Raw genomic sequence first — 20,128 nt, 5'->3', positions numbered from 1 at the left:
CTACGTGTATTTCAATCGCTTTAATCTTCCTTGATAGGCTTGGTAGTAGTTTTTTTGAGCGTTTTCATCTAAGAAAGAGCTTCGAATCAATCGCTCGGTCTCTGTTGAATTTGCTAGCATTTGGGACAGAATGCGTTCCAGCATCTTTTCGGGAATTTTAGCCAGTTTACCTAACTGTAGAAATTGATTCAATATTTTGCCTTGGTATTGTGATTTAGGGTAGAGGCCGCCTTGAAGTGCGAAATCAATTTCTGCTTGGTGCATCTCTGTGTTTAACAGATCATAGGCAGGGCTCAAAACGAAGTCGCCATCTTCAGTTTCCAAGAGGGAGAAATTCTTAAGATGCGCGTCACCATTCGAGAATAAGTAATTAAAAAGGATGAGTTTAAATAGTTTAGAAGCCTCGACAGCATATGCAGGCACGTATTTTTGCATGATTTGGAACAATTCGAGGTAATTTCCCTCGTATTTGTAGTTTATGCCATGGGTTTGTGGTGTTCTGCCTGCTAAAACGGCAAAGTCCTCCTTTGCCAGTTTTTGTCCTACCTCAGTACGGTCGAAGCGTTTGGTTATATAGGCCATTTCTCCATTTTGGAAGAATATCAAACCATTCTCCGCCGTCTCTATCTGAAACACCTGTTTTGCAATTTGCATTGTCAAATGTTCATTCGCCGGCATCAGATGTTTATTTCTACCTAAGGTAGGGATCGGCTTTAAAAGGTATAGCCCGCTTTCCCCTGCTTGTGCAAGTCGCAATTTGTTTTTCTCTAATACAAAAGAATATTTCTCCTGTGCCCCAGCAATTGATATACTGGTTCTATTCTCAAGGAAAGCACCAGACACTAGTTCAGAACTCGACGGAGAATCATAAGCAAGCACATGAGCAACTTTATGATTGGAGAAAAGTCGCTGAACGGCAGAGCGGCTATAGCTTGTATTTCCTTCCGTTAACGTACTTGGACAAAAGAGGAGTTGGGTATACATTTAGTTCAGGGACTGATTAATGGTAATGGCTCCACTCGTATCATACTGAGCGGTATGAAGTAGTATACCAAAATGATCTGCGGGGTCAATCTTCTTGAATCTGCAGACTGCCTGTTTATTTAAACCCTCCGGTAATAAATGAAAAAATACGGGAAAGAGGTGAGAGGATTTGAACTCCCTTTTTGACTTAGGCATGGTCAAACTTATGGCCGGTTTTTTCTTGTCTTCAAGCCACGTTTCCAAATACCGAAAATGAAAACTTCCGTTAGCTAATTGGCTCAAAATTCCCGCCGGTTCAGTCTTATAAAGAATCGTTGTCGACCTCATTTTCTGTGTTTGTATTTTTGATTTCTAATTGCAGTTCTAGTCCTAAAACATCGGCTAATTTTTGAATGGTTTCTAAGGTCGGATTACCTTTACCTGCTTCCAATTGTTTAATTGTCCTTAAGCTGACTCCTGTTAATAAAGCGAGCGTTTCTTGGGTCACTTGAAGTCTAATTCTACGCTTTTTTAGGGTTTCAATGATGTTATTTAGGTGCATTATAATGCTCTTTTAATTGTAATCATTAACAAATATTACCTATTTCAGTTAATATTGTGCAATATAATGCACTTTTAAATGAAAATGATGATTTTCGACTATTTTTTTGAAAGTAACCTTTAAATAAATACTGTTACCAAAGAGATTATACTAAAATGGAAGTTCTTAAATTCACTAAATCAACCAAAATCCGATTCACCATGGTATCAAATACAAATCAAACATACGCTAAAAAAGGTTCTAGTTCGTCAGGATTATTCGTCCTCTTTTTTATCGTCCTTGTGTGTTTAGGAGCCTTCGCAACGAACCCAACTTCGGTAGAACATAAGCTCATTTTGAAAGATAAAATGAGGGAGTATTTGAATACAGAAATAGACAAAATGCAACTAGAGAACGACAACAAATTTGCTGCTTTAGGAGCAAGTCTTGGGGCAGCTTTTGGAGGTATAATTATTGATAAATTCATCCATGAAAGTGTAGTGGTGGATGACTATTATTTATTCTCGATTACTAATGTTCGCTGGGAGGGAAAGATCAAAATGGTAGGGTTGGGAATATTCGGTAAAGTAATTTTACACCCCGATATTGATAAGAAACTGAAAGAAGGTTTAACTAAAAATAAATGATTATGAATAGGAATGTAAATGATAAGTGGTTAGGTGGCGTACTAGGTGGAATAGCCAGATCAATGGGTATTTCATCAGGTGTCTTACGCGCTATATTTATTGTTTTATCGCTTGGGATAGGCGGTTTAACGTTTGGAATTAGCTTCGGAGCAGTTGTTTTGATATACCTGATTTTTTGGATGACTGTTTCTGAGCAGTAGTTAATAATACTAAATTTTATGAAAAAAATAGCCCTATTGAGTTGTATTCTATTATTTAGCATTTCAGCTAAGTGTCAAAAAATCTTTTCTGTCGATTATGAAAGTCAAGCAGATGTTAAAGTGTTTGTTGTTAATTATGAAAGTCAGGCTGGCTGGAGAAATTCATCGAAGCAGCATTTTTTGTATTAATCATTACTCTTTGTTTAAAACAAAAAAGCCCGACATTTCTGTCGAGCTTTCTGAGCCTCCTATCGGGATCGAACCAATGACCTACTGATTACAAATCAGTTGCTCTACCAGCTGAGCTAAGGAGGCGCATTTGAGTTCACAAAAGTAAGCCAAATGGATTAAAACGCAAAAGATTGATTGAAAAAAATTAATCTTTTTTCAATTTCTCGAGTTCCTTTTCCGCTTGAGCAATTTTCTTTTCGACCTCTGCACGTAGTTTATCCGAGTTTTTAGACTTAGCAAAGAATTCTAAGTTATTGGTTAACACGGCGATATCATTTTCTAGTGCTTGAATTTTCTTGCGCGCATCTGGAGAAGCTGATTTTCTCTCCTCGCCACCAGAATTTGATTCAGACGACAAAGATTTTAATTCAAACCCCCAGGCAGCTAACTGCTCCTTCGGTTGCGTACGTGCTAAATCAATTAACGCATTCCAGGTAGTGCGGAAACTTTCTTGAATCGCTTTCACGTTGTTACGTGGAACGAAACCGATGGCATCCCATGCTGCTTTCTTTTGGCCTAGAGTAGCTAATAGACTAGGGTCTTTTAGCATCGCTTCCATTTCGTTAAGTATCGCTCTTTTCGCCTCTAAATTAGCTTCAAATTCAACGTCCTTTGCATTCTTGCCTTTCTCACGCGTTAAATTAAAATAGGCATCACAAGCTGCTTTGAATTTAGCATAGATTGAATCCTTTTGTTTTTCGGGAACGTGACCGACCTCTTTCCATTTTTTTTGTGTTTCGATGACCATTTGGGTCACCTCAGGAGTGACGGTTCCCGTTTCCACGATTCCGTTCACCTGGTCGATCAATAATTGCTTCGCTGCTAAGTTTGCTTTGCGCTCTGCATCGATCTTTGAGAAGAATTCGCTTTTGTGTTTGAAGAAAGTTTTTAAGTCAGACCAAAAATTTTGGCTCACTTCTTTTCCTCCATCACGAGGCAATCCACCTTTTAAATTATTCCATTGCTCTTGAAGCGCTAATACCGCTTTAGAAGCTTGGTTCCATTCACTTATGTTGGCAGCGGTGAAGTTAGCGTAGTGTTTCATTAAATCACCGATCTCGCGTTTAACTTTTAGATTCTCTTCGAAAACTTGCTTTTGGGCATCATTGATGGCTCTTTTTTGTTCGAAAAGCACATCTAATGATTTCTTTACTCGCGTCCACAGCGCCTCATTGTTATCTCTGTTAGCGGGGCCGATATGTTTGTATTCTTCGAAAAGCTCTTCGGCCTCTTTCAGTAGTTTTTGAATATTTCCTCCTTCGTTAATTGCAGCAGCCATAACCTCCAACTTAGCAGCAATGAACTCTTTAGCTTGTAAATTTTTCTTGCGATCTAACTCTAGAAGTTCAAAGAAAATGCTTCTATTGCTATAAAAACGATCCACTAAGGCGTGATAACTCTGCCAAAGCGTCTGATTCATCGGTCCCTGCACACTGCCTAAACCTTTCCACTCTTCTTGAATTTTCTTGAAGGCTTTAAAGCTCGCATTCACGTGCGCCGGATCAGAATTATCATCTGAATCCACTAAAGTTCTTAATTCATTAATTAAACGCGTCTTTCCCTCTAATGCTTTCTCTCTTAATTTCTCCAAATTAGAGAAGAATGCCCCTCTTTCCGTACGGATAAAAGCTATGGTTGCATCTATTTTTTGCGAGATTTCATCCCCCTTAAAGGAGAATCCTTCTTCTGAATCTTCATTGCCAGCTTTAAAAGCAGCTATAGCCTCAGCGCGTTCGCCTTGTTTAATAGCTTCCCATGCTGTTTTTACTTCTTTCGTTAATTCATCAACTTTTTTGAAGTTCGAAGATGAGGCGCTCGCTTGAAGAATGGTTTTCAATTGCTCATAAAAAGCTAAAATGCTTTCTTTCGTCGCTTTTGAAAGATCTAGAACAGGAAATTCCACGGCCTTTTCTTCCACTACTGGAAAAACCACTTCGGCTGGAGCAGCTGCTTCGACTACAGTCTCTTCAACTGAAGTCTCTTCGACTACAGTCTCTTCAACTACAGTCTCTTCGACTGGCGTTGCTTCAGATGCTGTTGCTTCTGTGGGTGTTTCTTCTTGTGGAGTGGGAGTGGTTTCCAATTCTTCTGCTGGATTGCTCTCTTCGGTGATCATAATCGTCGTTGTTTGCGTTTTAACTTAAAAGTTTTTCAAAAATACGCTCCATCGATACAGCATGACCAATTTTCTCATTTAGGTCTGCTATAGAAATGCGCTCTTGGGTCATCGTGTTGCGATCGCGAACGGTCACGGTGTTGTCTTCCATGGTTTGGTAATCCACCACCACACAATACGGTGTTCCAATTAAATCTTGACGGGTATAACGCTTGCCTATGGCGCCACCATCGTCGTATGTTGTATTGAAGGCAAATTTAATATTGTTAACAATCTCTTGTGCTTTCTCTGCTAGACCATCTTTCTTTACTAAAGGAAGAACGGCCACTTTTACCGGAGCTAAAGCCGGGTGGAAGTTTAAGAAAACACGTTGTTTTTCTTGATCTCCTTCACCCACAGTTTCCTCTGTATACGCATTGCAAAGAATCGCTAAGAATAAACGATCGGCCCCTACGGACGTTTCAACCACATAAGGTATGTAATTTTCGTTTATTTCTGGGTCAAAATACTGTTGTTTTTTTCTCGATAAATCCTGGTGTGCTTTCAAGTCGAAATCCGTTCTTGAGTGGATTCCTTCCATTTCCTTAAAGCCAAAAGGGAACTTGTATTCGATATCCACCGCCGCATTAGCGTAGTGGGCTAATTTATCGTGATCGTGGAATTTCAAAGAGGTAGCGGGAATACCTAAAGCCAAATGGAACTTCATACGTGTTTCTTTCCACTTCGAATACCATTCCATCTCCGTGCCAGGACGAACGAAGAATTGCATCTCCATTTGTTCGAATTCTCGCATTCGGAAGATGAAATTACGTGCTACAATCTCATTACGGAAGGCTTTTCCGATTTGTGCAATGCCAAAAGGCACCTTCATGCGGCCCGTCTTTTGGACATTCAAGAAATTAACAAAAATCCCCTGAGCAGTCTCCGGGCGTAAATAAATTAAACTCGCATCCTCAGATACTGCGCCTACTTGTGTGGAGAACATCAAATTAAATTGACGTACCTCAGTCCAATTAGCCGTGTTCGAAACCGGACACTTGATATTTTCATCGATAATAATCTGGCGAACTCCCTCTAAATCCCCTGCATCTAAGCATTTCGCCATCTTTTGTAACAAAGCCTTCGCTTCCGCCTCTTTTCCTTCTTCCTCTAATTGCGCCCCTCTTTCTTCTAATAAGGTATCCGCGCGGTAACGCTTTTTGGAGTCCTTATTATCAATCATGGGATCATTAAATGAATCCACGTGACCAGAGGCTTTCCAAGTCAATGGGTGCATAAAAATAGCCGCATCAAGACCGACCACGTTGTCATTCAACATCGTCATCGCCTTGTACCAAACCGTCTTTAAATTATTCTTTAGCTCAACACCATTTTGACCGTAATCATATACCGCTTGCAAACCATCATATATTTCCGATGAGGGAAATACGAAACCATATTCTTTCGCGTGTGAAATAATATCCTTTAAAGCTGAGGCGGTATCTTGTTTTTTATTTTCCATTAAATCAATCTTAATTTCAAGCGTATAAGTTTGCAATTTACCGAAAAGAATGAAAGAATGAGGCTCGCAATGTGTTTTTTCTTAATTTTGGGCTGATTTACATGGTAAAAACCAAGATATTGATGAAAAACGTTTCCTTCGCCTTAATTCAGCTATCCTGCAGCTCAATAGTTTCAGAAAACTGGCAAAAAACGATTTCCTCCATTCGCGACGCCGCGAGTAAAGGAGCGCAAGTGATATGCTTGCAGGAATTGTTTAAATCGGTCTATTTCTGTTACGAAGAAAAGCAGGATTTCTTTGCTTTGGCAGAAGCAATCCCTGGTCCATCGACGGACGAATTAGGGGCTTTGGCAGCGGAATTAAACGTTGTAATCATCGCATCTCTTTTCGAAAAGCGTGCTGCGGGTCTTTACCACAACACTACCGCGGTCATCGATGCAGACGGGAAATACCTGGGTAAATACCGTAAAATGCACATTCCAGACGATCCTGGCTATTACGAGAAATACTATTTCACACCGGGAGATTTAGGTTATCAAGTATTTAATACGAAGTTTGCCAAAATAGGCGTTCTCATCTGTTGGGATCAGTGGTATCCAGAAGCAGCCCGATTAACGGCGCTTCAAGGAGCAGAAGTGTTAGTTTATCCGACAGCCATCGGCTGGGATTTAGAAGAAAAAGACGGTGAAATCAACCGCGAACAATACCAAGCCTGGCAAACCATCCAGCGTTCACATTCGGTTGCAAACGGCGTTCCAGTCGTTTCAGTAAACCGCGTGGGAACTGAGAATGGCCAACAATTTTGGGGAGGAAGCTTTGTATCTAACGCCTTCGGTCGCGTTATTTTCCAAGCCTCCCACGATCAAGAAGAAATTGCTTTAGTCGATGTGAACGTCGATTCGAGTGAATACTACCGCAGAACCTGGCCTTTCTTTAGAGATCGCAGGATTGATTCGTATGGGGGGATTACGGAGAGGTTTATTGATTAAATAATAGATTATAGAGTAGAGAGTATAGATAAATACAGCTCGGAAAAATAGTTATCCTCTATTATCTCTACTCTCTACTCTATTATCTATACTCTCTTATCTCTACTCTACAAAATCAGCTCCGCTGATTTTTAATGCGCTTCCAGCCAATTCTCCCCCACACCAATTCCAGTTTCCATCGCGACGCCTAAATCCATAGCTTCGCACATGATCTTGTTGATTTGGATTTTTAGGTAGTCGACTTCGTCTTTATGTGCATCGAACACGAGTTCATCATGAACGGTTAGGATCATTTTTGATTTCAGGTTCTCTTTTTCTAGGAAATCTTGGATTTGAATCATCGCGACTTTGATCATATCAGCCGCAGAACCTTGAATAGGAGCGTTAATGGCGTTGCGTTCTGCAAAACCACGCTCGTTCATATTTGCGGATAAGATATCACGTAAATAGCGACGGCGACCTAAAACCGTTTCGACGTAGCCGTTGTCGCGGGCGTCGGTGATGCTTTGGTCCATAAACGTCTTCACTTTTGGGAACTCGACGAAATATTGATCGATGATTTCCTTCGCTTCTGTGCGGGAAATTCCTAATTGAGCAGCTAGACCGAAGGCAGAAACACCGTAAATAATCCCAAAGTTTACCGTCTTCGCCTTGCGTCGCATGTCCGAGGTAACCTCTTCTAAAGGGACGTGGAATACTTTTGCGGCAGTCGCTTTGTGTACATCCAAACCGTTATTGAAGGCATCTAGCATCGATTCGTCTTTCGAGAAGGCGGCCATGATGCGGAGTTCGATTTGGGAATAATCCGCAGATAAAATCAAGTGGTTTTCATCGCGGGGGATGAAGGCCTTGCGGATTTCTCGACCACGAACTGTACGGATAGGGATGTTTTGTAAGTTCGGATCCTTCGATGAAAGTCGTCCCGTAGCGGTAACGGCTTGCATGAAAGAAGTATGAATGCGACCGGTAGTAGGGGAAATAAGTGCCGGAAGGGCATCTACATAGGTCGATTTTAATTTCTGTAATTCGCGGAAGTCTAAAATCAGAGAGGCGATTTCGTGCTCGGCTTCTAGTTTAGAAAGCACTTCTTCGCCCGTCATGTATTGACCGGTTTTGGTCTTCTTTGCTTTCGGATCAAGCTTTAGTTTTTCGAATAGAATCTCGCCTAATTGCTTAGGAGAGGCAATGTTGAATTCTTGGCCAGCCGTGGCAAAAATCTTCTCCTGAACGGCTTTGGAATCCGCTTCCAAGGTTTTCGACATCTCTTTTAAGAAGGGAACATCTAAGTTCACCCCTTCGCATTCGATGGCAGATAAAACACGTGCCAGAGGCATTTCTACCTCGTTCAGTAGTTGAACAGCCTTTGGATTTGTCGTTAATTGTTTGTCTAAGAAGGGCTTTAATTGTAAGGTGATGTCGGCATCTTCTGCGGCATATTCCTTGATCAAGTTCAGCTCCACTTCCCGCATGTTGCCTTGCTTTGCGCCTTTTTTGCCGATCAAGTTTTCGATTGACATCGGTTCGTAGCTTAAATAGGCTAGGGCCAAAGCATCCATCCCGTGGCGTTTTTCTGGCTCGATTAAATAGTGAGCCAGCATCGTGTCGTAGGTGGCGCCTTTGATTTCGATGCCATAATTGCGCAATACGCTCATGTCGTATTTGATGTTTTGGGCGATTTTGATGGTTGATTCTTTGGCAAAAATAGTTTTAAACAAATCTGCCTGCACCTGACATGCCGCCTGATCCTCTGGGAATGGCACATAAAAGGCCTCGCCCTTGCGATAAGAGAAGGACATGCCCACTAATTGCGCCTCGATGGCCACTAAACTCGTCGTTTCCGTGTCAAAACAGAAGGAATCCTGGCGGTCCAAGAAACTAATCAATGACTTGATGGCATTCTCACCTTGCACTAAATGATACTGGTGCGCGGTATTGCTTAAATTCGAGTAGCTCGTCGTGCTGACCTCTTCTTCCTCTTCCGTCTCAGGGGCTGAAGCTACCGGGGCCGGCGAACCGAACATATCCATCTGGTTCGCATCCACCTTAGGCGAAGCTTTTACTTTAGCGACTACCGGTTCATCTTCGCCTAAAATACGCTTGCGCAAGGTTCTGAATTCTAATTCTTCTAAAAGCGGTTCTAGTAAGGCTCGGTTAGGCGGAGTCGCTTTTAATTTTTCTTCTTCGTATTCGATAGGTACCTCGAGCATAATACGGGCCAAATGTTTCGATAAAATGCCCTGCTCGCGGAAATTGACTAGGTTTTCCTGCAATTTGCCTTTTAACTGATCCGTATTATCTAATAGGTTTTCTAAAGAGCCAAATTGCTCGATGAGTTTTTGGGCCGTTTTTTCTCCCACGCCAGGAATACCAGGAATATTATCCACCGCATCACCCATCAAACCTAACATGTCGATAACTTGATCTACGTTCGCGATGTTCCAGCGCTGGCACACTTCTTTTGGCCCTAAAACTTCCACTCCCTTACCCATAAAGGCCGGCTTGTACATCTTAATGCGCTCCTCCACTAATTGACCGTAATCCTTATCTGGGGTCATCATAAATACCTCGATATCCGGATTCGCGCGTACGGCCTTCTTCGCAATAGTTCCAATCACGTCATCCGCCTCGTATCCATCTAAAATAAGTAGCGGAATATCCATCGCTTCAACCAAACGCTTCACATAAGGAATCGCAATCGTAATATCCTCCGGTTGTTCCTGGCGCTGAGCCTTGTAAGGCGTGTATTCTACATGTCGAAAAGTAGGTTTAGGTGTGTCAAAAGCTACCCCTAAATAATCTGGTTTTTCCTTATTAATGACCTCTAGGATCGTATTTGCAAAGCCAAAAACGGCGGAAGTATTGATTCCCTTCGAAGAGATGCGGGGTGTTTTGGCAAAGGCAAAATGCGCGCGATAAATCAAAGCCATCGCGTCAAAAAGGAATAATTTTTTCATGTAATTCAGCTATATTTGGGGAAAAGGAGTGCCTTTGTAAAGATAATAAATTTATCCTCGAAATTATGAACTTAGCTGACCTGCGCCTAAACTACCAAAAGGGAGAATTGCACGAACAACACGTACATCCAGATCCTTTTGCACAATTTGCCACTTGGTTTAAGGAAGCGCAAGCTTCTCAGCTAAATGAGCCTAATGCCATGTTTTTGAGCACAATAAGCACTTCTGGTCGCCCCTCTGGTCGCATCGTTTTATTAAAAACAGTTGACCACGGTTTCAGTTTCTTCACGAATTACGAATCACGCAAAGGCCAGGATTTAGCCTTTTCTTCTCAAGCCTCCATCACCTTTTTCTGGGGCGAATTAGAGCGCCAAATTCGCATCGAAGGCCACGTCGAAAAGCTCTCTGTCGAATTATCCACTGCCTATTTTCATTCTCGTCCACGGGAATCGCAATTAGGAGCCTGGGTTTCCGAACAAAGTAGCCGTGTTTCTCGAGAAGAATTAGAAAAACGCTATGCTGAATTAACTGAGCAATACGAAGGCAAAACGATTCCTAAACCAGATCATTGGGGCGGTTATCGATTAGTACCGGACTATTTTGAATTTTGGCAGGGTAGACCTTCTCGCTTGCATGACCGCGTGGTGTATGATGCGCGGGAGAAAGAAGGTTGGGAGTGTTATCGGGTAGCGCCATAGGAGATAAGAGAGTAAAGAGCAGAGATAATGGTGAATGGTAAATGGTGGATGGTGACTCCGGACTCAATTCCTCCGGACTAAATCCATCTCTACTCTCTACTCTATACTCTATAATCTCTACTCTAATATTTTCTTTTCCAACGTCTTCTGACTCTGAAACCCCTCACCATATTTCACCCCAATCTTGTGGCCCATTTCCATCGCGCGTGCTTGGATAAAGTTTAAGAAGTCTGGGCTAGAAATGTAAGAAGCCGGTTCAGAAGAATTGGGATCAAAGAATTGACTTTTGAAAGCGCGGATGGCGGCTTCCTTCTGATCCCATTGTGATGAAATATCGACTACAAAATCGGGTTCTAAATAGCGATCTTGGATGTAATGATAGACTTGTGCGGGTCTCCAGGCAGGAAGGTCTCCGGTTTTTATTTGGCGTAATCCAGATAAGAAACAAGCATCTATGGCTAATTGGGCGCCTTTGCCGTGATCAGGATGGCGATCTTCTAAGGCATTAGCCAGAACGATGTCTGGTTGGTATTTGCGAATGACTTCAATTAATTTCAATTGTGTTTCTTCGTCGTTTCTGAAAAAACCATCGCGGATGCCTAGGTTTTCACGTGCATGCAAACCGAGGATTTTAGTGGCGTCTGCCGATTCTTGTAAGCGAATTTCTGGAGTGCCACGTGTGCCTAATTCTCCGCGGGTGAAATCTACGATTCCCACTTTTTTTCCAGCAGCAATGTGCTTGAGAATAGTTCCAGCGCAACTTAATTCAGCGTCGTCTGGATGTGCAGCCATTACGAGAATGTCTAGTTTCATAGCGATTAATGAATGCGGATACGACGACCAGCTCGAATGATAGAGGAGTTTTTCATCCCATTTAACTTTTTCAATTTAGCAATCGAAACTCCTGTTCTTCTGGCGATGGCACCTAACGTATCTCCTTGGCGCACTTTCGTCCATGCTCTTGTTCTAGAGCGAACTTTATCACCTACGGAGCCATACTCATTCTTTAAGGATAAAGAGCGAATGTCAAAAGATCTCGCAGTGATAATAATGTGATCAGAAACCGGTTCGAATGGACTGAAGTTATATACATTCTTCGGGTTCATTGGATTACCCTCATAGCGCGTCTCAAAGTGCAGGTGTGAACCCGTACTGCGTCCGGTGCTACCACCTACGCCGATTTGGTCCCCTGCTTTTACAAGGGTTCCAGGCTCAGCGCCTGGCGAGGCTAAGTGTGCATAGAGTGTTTCAAAGCCGTTATAATGCCTTACGAGTACATAATTACCGTAACCAGATCGGTCGTAATGACTGACACGTACGATACCATCAAAAACGGAATATACCGGATATCCCGTCTCTAAATCTAAATCTACTCCAGCGTGTAAACGGCCCCAGCGCGGTCCGAATGGACTTGTTTGCTTGATTACTTCTAAAGGTGCTGCCCAGTTACGTCCCGATGCCTTATTATATAATTCGATGTCGACAGGTTCGTCAAATTCTTTGGCATCAATATCATACGGATCAATAATTTTCGTATCCCAAATCGCAAAATAAGAGGCTACGGAAACGAAATCCTCTGTTCCTTCTGGAGCCGCTTCCTCTTCAATCTCAACGATTAGATTCTCGCCTTCATCGATAGAGGTAGTATCGAAATTACTGATACTCGCATTGACCATTTTAATAGGCTCAAACTTACGTTCCTGTAATTCAGAGCCGGCTGTCACCCCTATGGATTCGGTCTCATTTCTGAATTGCAAGGGAGGAAGCTCATCAAGTTCATCCTTCTTCTTGTTCTTTTCTTGGAAAAGTTGGGAATTGGATTTGACTTCGATTTCTGTTTTTTTCTTGAATAAATTCCGCTCTTGGGCCTTCAAGCTGAAGCCCGAAAGAAGCAGTAGACATCCAAAAATATAGGTAATAAACCTCATAAGACTAGTTTAGTGTAAATTGTTCGCGGCTAACCAACGTTCCGCGTCCAATGCCGCTATACAGCCAGTTCCGGCTGCGGTAATCGCCTGGCGGTAAATGGAATCTTGGACGTCTCCGCAAGCGAAAACGCCTTCGATATTTGTTCTTGAACTTCCTTTTTCCGTAACTAGATATTCTTGTTTATCCATTTCTAATTGTCCTTTAAATATGGACGTATTAGGTTGGTGTCCTATAGCGACAAAGAAACCAGTTAAGGCGATTTCCTCTTTCGCTTTCGTTATATTATTGACAATTCGAATTCCTGTAACACCGTTCGCATCGCCTAAGATTTCTTCGGTCTCTGAGTTCCAGTGAATTTCAATTTTCGGGTTATTTTTCACGCGCTCTTGCATGATAAGCGAGGCACGCATTTCGTTTCTACGAACGATTAAATGTACTTTAGTACATAGATTAGCTAAATAACTGGCTTCTTCTGCTGCCGTATCTCCGGCGCCTACTACGGCAACGGTTTGATTGCGGTAGAAGAATCCGTCACAAACAGCGCAAGCGGAAACACCTAGGCCATTAAAGGTGGTTTCTCCTTCCAATCCTAACCATTTTGCACTTGCACCTGTGGCGATAATCACCGCATCTGCTTCTATTTCTGTGGTATCATCGATCCACACTTTTTTAGGAGAACTTGTGAAATCTACTCTCGTAGCCATTCCGAACCGAACATCCGTCCCAAAGCGCTTTGCCTGGTTTTCTAAATCTACCATCATGGCTGGACCATCTGTTCCTTGTGGGTAACCCGGGAAATTATCAACTTCTGTTGTAGTAGTTAATTGTCCACCTGGTTGACTACCTTGGTACATCACGGGATGTAAACCTGCACGTGAAGCATAAATGGCAGCAGTGTATCCGGCTGGGCCAGAACCGATAATTAGGCATTTGATTTTTTCAGACATTGGAATATTTATCGAATGGTAATGAGCCTACAAAATTCGGGAAATATAGGCAGAAACACAAGCAATGATTTTTCTTAATAATTCTTACATTTGTCAATTAACCTAAACTAAACGAATGAAAAGCCCAACTATTTTACAGAACCTTACATTTTGGGTATTGTTGTCCATTTTAGTGGGTGTCGTAGTGGGTCATTATTCTCCTGAATTGGCCTTGTATAAGGTACTTGATTCTAAGTTTACCTATAATTTATTGGGTGTTGATTTGAGTTTTGGACCTACGCTTAGTGAAGTTTTTAGTGGAGTCTTTATTAGTTTGGTTAAACTGTTTATCAATCCCATTATCTTCTTAACGATTAGTTTAGGGATTGTGAATATGGGCAACCTGAAAAAGGTAGGTCGTGTAGGGGGAAAAGCACTCCTGTATTTTGAAGTAGTAACAACGATTGCCTTGTTGATCGGATTAGCCGTTTCTACGTTGATTGAACCAGGAATAGGAGTGATTAGAGATGACATTGCCGGTGGAGATATTTCCAAATATACCCAGAAAGCGGCAGGGTTTTCTTGGATGGGCTTTTTGAAAGAGAATTTTACCGTACAGGTCTTAGGGTTCTCGATTTTCTTCGGAATCTTTTTGAACTACGTGCGAGGAAAGGCAAAGATGATTGCTGGTATGCAGCAGGCTTCGCATTGGGTATTCAAAGGATTAAAAGTCGTCATGTATTTAGCTCCATTAGGAGCTTTAGGCGGGATGGCATTCACCATAGGTAAATTTGGTATTCATTCCTTGCTTCCATTAGCTAAATTGATGCTGACGGTTTATGTGACAATGGCTGTCTTTGTATTTGTGGTACTTGGTTTTATTATGCGAAGCTGTGGCGAGCGTATCTGGGCGTTTTTAGGCTATATTAAACAGGAATTATTAATCGTTTTAGGTACCTCTTCGTCTGAGGCTGCCTTACCTTCTTTGATGCACAAGCTGGAGAAAATGGGCTGTTCTAAGTCTGTGGTGGGTTTAGTAGTGCCGGCGGGTTATTCATTTAACTTAGATGGGACGAGTATTTATTTATCGATGGCTACCTTATTTTTAGCCCAAGTTTATGGCGTACATTTGTCTTGGGAACAAATGCTAACCATTGTGGGCATTTTGATGGTGACCTCTAAAGGGGCTGCAGGAGTGACCGGAAGTGGATTCGTGGTTTTAGCGTCTACTTTAAGTGCTTTACAAGTGATTCCAGTGGAAGGTTTAGCGCTCTTATTAGGTGTAGATCGATTTATGTCTGAAGCAAGAGCTATTACGAATTTCATTGGGAATGGGGTGGCGACGGTTTGGCTTGCTAAACATGAGGGTGAATTTCAATCAGAACAATCAACAAATTAAATTATATGTCTATTTCATCCATTTTAAGGGAAGATGCACTCGAGTATCATGCAGGAGGGAAACCTGGAAAAATTGAGGTAAAACCCACTAAATCGACGGCGACTCAGCGCGATTTATCGTTAGCGTATTCGCCGGGTGTGGCTGAGCCTTGTTTAGAGATTGCTGAGAATGTGGAGAAGGTCTATGATTATACGGCCAAAGGAAATCTAGTAGGCGTCATCTCGAACGGTACAGCCGTTTTAGGTTTAGGTAACATCGGTCCAGAGGCGAGTAAGCCAGTAATGGAGGGGAAAGGAGTCCTTTTCAAAGTATTCTCTGATATTGATGTTTTTGATATTGAATTAGCGGTGACGGATCCAGATGATTTTGTGGATACGGTGGCTCGCTTAGAACCGACTTTTGGTGGGATTAATCTAGAGGATATCAAATCCCCAGAGTGCTTTGAGATCGAGGAGAAATTGAAAGCACGCTTGAAGATTCCGATCATGCACGATGATCAGCATGGTACGGCGATCATTTCGTCTGCAGCGCTACTAAATGCCTTAGAGATAGTTGATAAAAAGATCGATAGTACAAGATTTGTGATTTCAGGCGCAGGTGCAGCGGCTATTTCTTGCATTAAACTGTATTTGAAGCTTGGCGCTCGTATTGAGAACTTCACTATTTTCGATAAGGACGGATTAGTTTCTGCGGATCGTCCAGATTTGAATCGGTATTTAGCTCCATTAGCTGGAAAGGCGGGTAGAAATACTTCGTTAGCTGAGGCGATGAAGGGAGCAGATGTTTTTCTTGGTCTATCCGTAGGAGGTATCTTGAAGCCAGAGATGATAGCCGTGATGGCTGCGAATCCCATTGTATTTGCGATGGCGAATCCTATTCCGGAGATTGGCTATGATGAGGCAAAGGCAGTTAGAGAGGATTTGATTATGGCGACGGGTCGTTCCGACTTCCCAAATCAAGTCAATAACGTCTTAGGTTTCCCTTTTATTTTTAGAGGAGCTTTGGACGTACGTGCTTCAGAGATTAATGACGAGATGAAATTAGCGGCGGCGAAGGCTTTAGCTTGCTTAGCCAAGAAACCGGTGCCTGATATTGTGAATTTGGCCTATAATGAGAAATCGTTAAGCTTTGGCCCAGAATATATTATTCCTAAACCGGTAGATCCACGTTTGATAACCACCATCTCGATGGCAGTCGCTAAAGCAGCAATGGATTCAGGTGTTGCTACGAAGCCCATCCAGAACTGGGATGCCTATGAGACGCAATTAGCGAAACGATTAGGATTAGACAATCAGGTGATGAAGTTCATCTTGAAACGCGCTAAGTCGAAACCAAAACGAATAGTGTTCGCAGAGGCGGAGAACTTAAAAGTATTGAAGGCCGTTCGCGAAGTGTTAGACGAAGGTATCGCAAAACCGATTTTATTAGGGCGTAAGGCAAATATCGATGCGATCTGCGAAGAGCACCACATTGACTTAGGGGATATTGAGATTTTTGATTTTAAGCATCCAGATAACGCAGGCTTGTTAGCTGAGTTTGCAGAACTATTCTACGAGAAGCGCAAACGTCGTGGTTTCACTAAGTGGGAGGCGGAGAAGCAGGTTAGAAAGAGTAATTACTTCGCTGCGATGATGTTAGAGACAGATAGGGCAGATGGGGTCATTTCTGGTTTGACCAAGAACTACCCAGATGCGATTCGCCCTGCCTTACAAATCATTGGTAAAAAACCAGGTGTAACCAAGGTAGCGGGTATGTATTTGTTACTAAGTAAGCAAGGGCCACTCTTCTTCTCAGATACGACGATTAACTTCTCGCCGTCTGTGGCTGATATTGTGGAGATAACACAACTGACTTCGGAGGCAGTTGAACGCTTTAATTTAAAGCCGAAGATCGCCATGTTGTCTTATTCGAATTTTGGTTCTGCTGACGGGGAAGATGCCTTGAAGATGCGGGCAGCCACGCAAATCCTGAAAGAAAAACATCCGACCTGGGTGATTGAAGGAGAGATGCAGGCGCACTTAGCTTTTGACAAGGAATTAAGACAACAGAATTATCCGTTTGCGACGTTAGGAAATGATACAGCGAATACGCTTATTTTCCCTAATCTATCCTCAGCCAATATTGCCTATAACCTGTTAAAGGAAGCGGCAGATATCGAATACATTGGTCCTATTTTATTAGGATTACGTAAACCGGTGCACGTTTTGCAATTAGGGGCGTCCGTTCGCGAGATCGTTAATATGGTCGCGATTGCAGTAGTGGAAGCACAAACTGTTTAATGATACATCCAAGCTTTTCTCAAATTTAATTGAGAGGGGCTTGGATTTTTTATCTCTTTCAATTCCTGATTCATCGCCTCTAGAATCGCCTCCTTTTCTTTCTTCCCATCTGAACTGCGTAATTCACACCCGATAGTGGGTAAAAGCTCTTTAAGAGGTAACTCTTTGTTTCCGCTGATGTATTGGTCTAAGAATTTTTTAATTCCTTTCACTTGGGTCGTCTCTGCTATGAGTTGGAATAAATCATCGTCATCAAAGGATTTTTCTGGACCAAATCGAGCTGATAAGTCGCGGATGAGCTGCTGGGTTCCATAGCGACCTTTGGTTTCATTACGGAGGTATAAATCGAGACAAAGGCCAATAAGGGCTCCTTTTTGGTATACATTGCCATATTCTTCTTTGTATTTTCCCAAAACTCCTTTGCTCATTTTTGTAAAAGGAATCGAATTGTCAAAGCTAAAATAGCTGGTTCGGTGTTTCTCCGTCATTCGCTCGAGAAAAGCAGGTAGACTGATCAGTCCTCCCTGAAGCTGCATATGTTGAGCAGCATATTCAGTTAAGCCCTCATACAACCACAGATGCTTCGACATCTGTGGATTTTGGAAATCAAAGGAACCAATCTCTTTGGAATGAAGATTCAGCGGGGTTTGAATGTGAAAAAATTCATGAGCACTTACATCCTGAATGACAGGCCCCATGACCGAAATGGAGTCTTCAGGTAAATAATAGAAAGAGGACTGCGCATGTTCTAAGGCACCATAAGATCCATTCTTCAGATGAGCGGACATCACAATCAGGAAGGCATAATTTTCAACAGGGAAAGTGCCCCCTAGGTAGTTTAATTGGGCTTTCAATAAAGGTTTTAATTGCTCTTCCACCTCTGAAGCCTTTATTTTTCTGTTAGGTGAATAGACAGAAATCAAAATATCAGCATTTGCCACGCGCAAATGAACCGTATCCGCAGGAGCCACTAAGATGGGGGCATCAGTTAGTTGTTGGAAAGAGGAGGCAGTGTAGGTATTATTGTGCGCCTGCAAGGAGGAGGAGGCAACTAAGCCCTTTGGTGTTTTCAATTGCAATGAAACTGGTACTTGCTCTCTGCCTTTTATGTACCCTAATAAAGCATGCGTATTCAAGGCAAACAAGGTGTCTTGCTGAAAATTTGTCCCAGCCGGCTCGAAAATATAGGTTCCTTTGATCTCTGGACTATCCCAGGTATCATCTACTTCGTAGCTGAGTTTCGAAGCGTTTGGTAGAAAGAACGTATTCGTATCCTTTCTGACCACAGATAAGGCTTTCCCTGTGGCATCGAAGGCCTGCAGGTTGCTCACAAATCGCCCAAAATTATAGATGGCATACGTACCTGGAACCATTTTCGGGAAACAAAACTCCTTCACTCCAGCGGGTAATTTGACATTTACCGTTAACCGATCGTTCTGCAAACGATTTAAATCAATGGAATAGCGGAGGCTATCTTGTGCTTTTGCAACGGTGAAAAAGCAAAGGAAAATGAAAATCTTTTTAAGCATTAATTTTTGAAGTTCAGCGCCTCATTAGGCTCTATTTTGGTAATCAACAGGGTAGGAATGCTCATCATGAAGCTGACTAAAAGAATCGTAAGTGCATTGACCATTATCCAAGTAGGTGCATCCCATTGGATAGGCACACTGTTCATATAATAACTTTCAGGATCAAGGGGTAACAGTTGATAGCTTGATTGTAGGTAGCAGAAAAGAAAAGCAATGCCATTACCGATTACCAATCCTCTGACCAATATGAACAATCCATTCCACCAGAAGATTCTCCTAATCTGTGATGCGGAGGCACCCATTGACTTTAATAAACCCACCATAGGCACGCGTTCCATGATGAGCACCCAAAGTGTGGCAATCAGATTAAAGCAGGCTACCACGAAAAGCAGGCTTATGAAAATCACAATGTTTTTATCCAGCATAGACATCCAGTCAAATAGCGCAGGATAGATCTCTGTTACGGGCTGTATGCGCCATTCAGGAGGCATGCTTTTCGCTAAGGCATTCGTTTTTGCTTCTAGATTTTGATTTTCTTTGAAGAAAATCTCGTAGGTGCCTAACGAGTCAGAAGTCCAGCCGTTCATTTTTTGGACCCAATCCCGGTCTGCTAAAACAAATATTTTATCGATTTCTTCTAGCCCAGTCTCGTAAATGCCTTTAATCTTCACTTTCCGCGGTCTTTCCGGAGCACTTAAAAAATAGATAATTAGCGAGTTATTGGTTTTAACTTTCAATTGTTTTGCTAAAGTTTTACTCAGAATAACCTCTTGAGGTCCATTTATAGAGCCTGATCCACTGATGATGTTCTTTTCAAGTTGCTTGACGGGGAGATCTTTCCCAATACCTTTCACCACGATTCCAGCCAAACCATCCTTTCCCACAATAATACCGGGTCTCTGCACATGGGCTTGAATATGATCAATCTCAGGACGCTTTAAGGTTTGAGCTTCCCAGGCTCGGTTACGTACCAGGGGAATTTCTGAAAGAGAATGATTACCCGATATTTGCGAGATGCGTGCATCACCGGAAAAGTTGGTAAGCTTATCTTCAATAGTTGATTTAAATCCGAAAAGAATGGCAAACGACACCAGAATAATCGCTGTTCCCACAGCCACCGTTCCGACACCCACGTAGGTCACCGTCTTGGAGAAGGAGGTGTCCTGAGTTTTCCGAATACGCCTAGCGACAAAAAGAGGGAAATTCATTAGATTTGATTTTCAATT

Annotated in this window: 18 protein-coding genes and 1 tRNA gene; 7 read left to right on the top strand and 12 right to left on the bottom strand. The window is 42.3% G+C overall.

Annotated elements, in window-relative coordinates; all coding sequences use genetic code 11:
* Genes ACILP5_RS02860 through ACILP5_RS02850 form a run of 3 tightly spaced genes read right to left on the bottom strand, consistent with a single transcriptional unit; the run spans position 1 to position 1,525 of the window.
* A complete protein-coding gene (locus ACILP5_RS02860; protein WP_395617146.1) occupies positions 1-984 on the bottom strand; it encodes a type II toxin-antitoxin system HipA family toxin in 984 nt (327 codons plus the stop codon).
* Entirely contained in the window at positions 985-1,311 is a 327-nt protein-coding gene (locus ACILP5_RS02855) for a HipA N-terminal domain-containing protein (RefSeq protein ID WP_395617145.1), read from the bottom strand.
* Entirely contained in the window at positions 1,286-1,525 is a 240-nt protein-coding gene (locus ACILP5_RS02850) for a helix-turn-helix transcriptional regulator (RefSeq protein ID WP_395617144.1), read from the bottom strand. The genes ACILP5_RS02855 and ACILP5_RS02850 overlap by 26 nt, the downstream gene beginning before the upstream one ends.
* A 200-nt stretch (positions 1,526-1,725) precedes the next feature.
* On the opposite strand from ACILP5_RS02850, the gene ACILP5_RS02845 reads away from it, so the two are divergent.
* From ACILP5_RS02845 to ACILP5_RS02835, 3 genes are read left to right on the top strand one after another with little or no spacing between them, the layout of a single operon-like run.
* Positions 1,726-2,151 (top strand): hypothetical protein, encoded by a 426-nt coding sequence (locus ACILP5_RS02845; protein WP_395617143.1) that lies wholly within the window; start codon positions 1,726-1,728, stop codon positions 2,149-2,151.
* 2 nt (positions 2,152-2,153) lie between these two features.
* The gene (locus ACILP5_RS02840) at positions 2,154-2,351 is read left to right on the top strand and encodes a PspC domain-containing protein (protein WP_395617142.1); all 198 of its coding nucleotides are present in this window, start codon (positions 2,154-2,156) and stop codon (positions 2,349-2,351) included.
* Between the two features lie 18 nt (positions 2,352-2,369).
* Positions 2,370-2,540, top strand: a complete 171-nt coding sequence (locus tag ACILP5_RS02835) for a DUF6150 family protein (protein WP_395617141.1) — start codon at positions 2,370-2,372, stop codon at positions 2,538-2,540.
* Between the two features lie 53 nt (positions 2,541-2,593).
* On the opposite strand, the gene ACILP5_RS02830 is transcribed toward ACILP5_RS02835, so the two are convergent.
* From ACILP5_RS02830 to ACILP5_RS02820, 3 genes are all read right to left on the bottom strand, one after another.
* Positions 2,594-2,666 (bottom strand) — tRNA-Thr (locus ACILP5_RS02830).
* Positions 2,667-2,727: 61 nt separating this feature from the next.
* A complete protein-coding gene (locus ACILP5_RS02825) occupies positions 2,728-4,698 on the bottom strand; it encodes a DUF349 domain-containing protein (RefSeq protein WP_395617140.1) in 1,971 nt (656 codons plus the stop codon).
* Positions 4,699-4,717: 19 nt separating this feature from the next.
* On the bottom strand, positions 4,718-6,199 hold the full coding sequence (locus ACILP5_RS02820) for a glycine--tRNA ligase (RefSeq protein WP_395617139.1): 1,482 nt from the start codon (positions 6,197-6,199) through the stop codon (positions 4,718-4,720).
* 119 nt (positions 6,200-6,318) lie between these two features.
* Between ACILP5_RS02820 and ACILP5_RS02815 the strand changes: the two genes are divergently transcribed.
* Positions 6,319-7,188, top strand: a complete 870-nt coding sequence (locus ACILP5_RS02815) for a carbon-nitrogen hydrolase (RefSeq protein ID WP_395617201.1) — start codon at positions 6,319-6,321, stop codon at positions 7,186-7,188.
* Between the two features lie 131 nt (positions 7,189-7,319).
* On the opposite strand, the gene polA is transcribed toward ACILP5_RS02815, so the two are convergent.
* Entirely contained in the window at positions 7,320-10,142 is a 2,823-nt protein-coding gene (polA, locus tag ACILP5_RS02810; RefSeq protein ID WP_395617138.1) for a DNA polymerase I, read from the bottom strand.
* Between the two features lie 65 nt (positions 10,143-10,207).
* On the opposite strand from polA, the gene pdxH reads away from it, so the two are divergent.
* A complete protein-coding gene (pdxH, locus tag ACILP5_RS02805; protein ID WP_395617137.1) occupies positions 10,208-10,840 on the top strand; it encodes a pyridoxamine 5'-phosphate oxidase in 633 nt (210 codons plus the stop codon).
* A gap of 117 nt (positions 10,841-10,957) precedes the next feature.
* On the opposite strand, the gene bshB1 is transcribed toward pdxH, so the two are convergent.
* Genes bshB1 through trxB form a run of 3 tightly spaced genes read right to left on the bottom strand, consistent with a single transcriptional unit; the run spans position 10,958 to position 13,716 of the window.
* Positions 10,958-11,653 carry a bacillithiol biosynthesis deacetylase BshB1 gene (gene bshB1, locus ACILP5_RS02800; protein ID WP_395617136.1) on the bottom strand — a complete coding sequence of 232 codons (696 nt, stop codon included), beginning with the start codon at positions 11,651-11,653 and terminating at the stop codon, positions 10,958-10,960.
* Positions 11,654-11,658: 5 nt separating this feature from the next.
* Entirely contained in the window at positions 11,659-12,768 is a 1,110-nt protein-coding gene (locus tag ACILP5_RS02795) for a peptidoglycan DD-metalloendopeptidase family protein (RefSeq protein WP_395617135.1), read from the bottom strand.
* A 9-nt stretch (positions 12,769-12,777) separates the two neighbouring features.
* Entirely contained in the window at positions 12,778-13,716 is a 939-nt protein-coding gene (trxB, locus tag ACILP5_RS02790; RefSeq protein WP_395617134.1) for a thioredoxin-disulfide reductase, read from the bottom strand.
* A gap of 115 nt (positions 13,717-13,831) precedes the next feature.
* On the opposite strand from trxB, the gene ACILP5_RS02785 reads away from it, so the two are divergent.
* The gene (locus ACILP5_RS02785) at positions 13,832-15,094 is read left to right on the top strand and encodes a cation:dicarboxylate symporter family transporter (RefSeq protein ID WP_395617133.1); all 1,263 of its coding nucleotides are present in this window, start codon (positions 13,832-13,834) and stop codon (positions 15,092-15,094) included.
* 5 nt (positions 15,095-15,099) lie between these two features.
* Positions 15,100-17,373, top strand: a complete 2,274-nt coding sequence (locus ACILP5_RS02780; protein ID WP_395617132.1) for an NADP-dependent malic enzyme — start codon at positions 15,100-15,102, stop codon at positions 17,371-17,373.
* On the opposite strand, the gene ACILP5_RS02775 is transcribed toward ACILP5_RS02780, so the two are convergent.
* Both ACILP5_RS02775 and ACILP5_RS02770 read right to left on the bottom strand, forming a co-directional pair.
* Complete coding sequence (locus ACILP5_RS02775; RefSeq protein ID WP_395617131.1) at positions 17,370-18,902, bottom strand: peptidase M61; 1,533 nt, start codon at positions 18,900-18,902, stop codon at positions 17,370-17,372. The two genes, ACILP5_RS02780 and ACILP5_RS02775, sit on opposite strands and share 4 nt — an antisense overlap.
* Positions 18,902-20,110, bottom strand: a complete 1,209-nt coding sequence (locus tag ACILP5_RS02770; protein WP_395617130.1) for an ABC transporter permease — start codon at positions 20,108-20,110, stop codon at positions 18,902-18,904. Before ACILP5_RS02770 ends, ACILP5_RS02775 begins: the two co-directional genes overlap by 1 nt.
* Positions 20,111-20,128: the final 18 nt, after the last annotated feature.

Source organism: Aquirufa sp., assembly GCF_044239315.1.
Lineage (GTDB): Bacteria > Bacteroidota > Bacteroidia > Cytophagales > Spirosomataceae > Aquirufa.
Note: the sequence above shows the minus strand (reverse complement) of the source record. Positions and strands in the feature narration are given on the sequence as shown.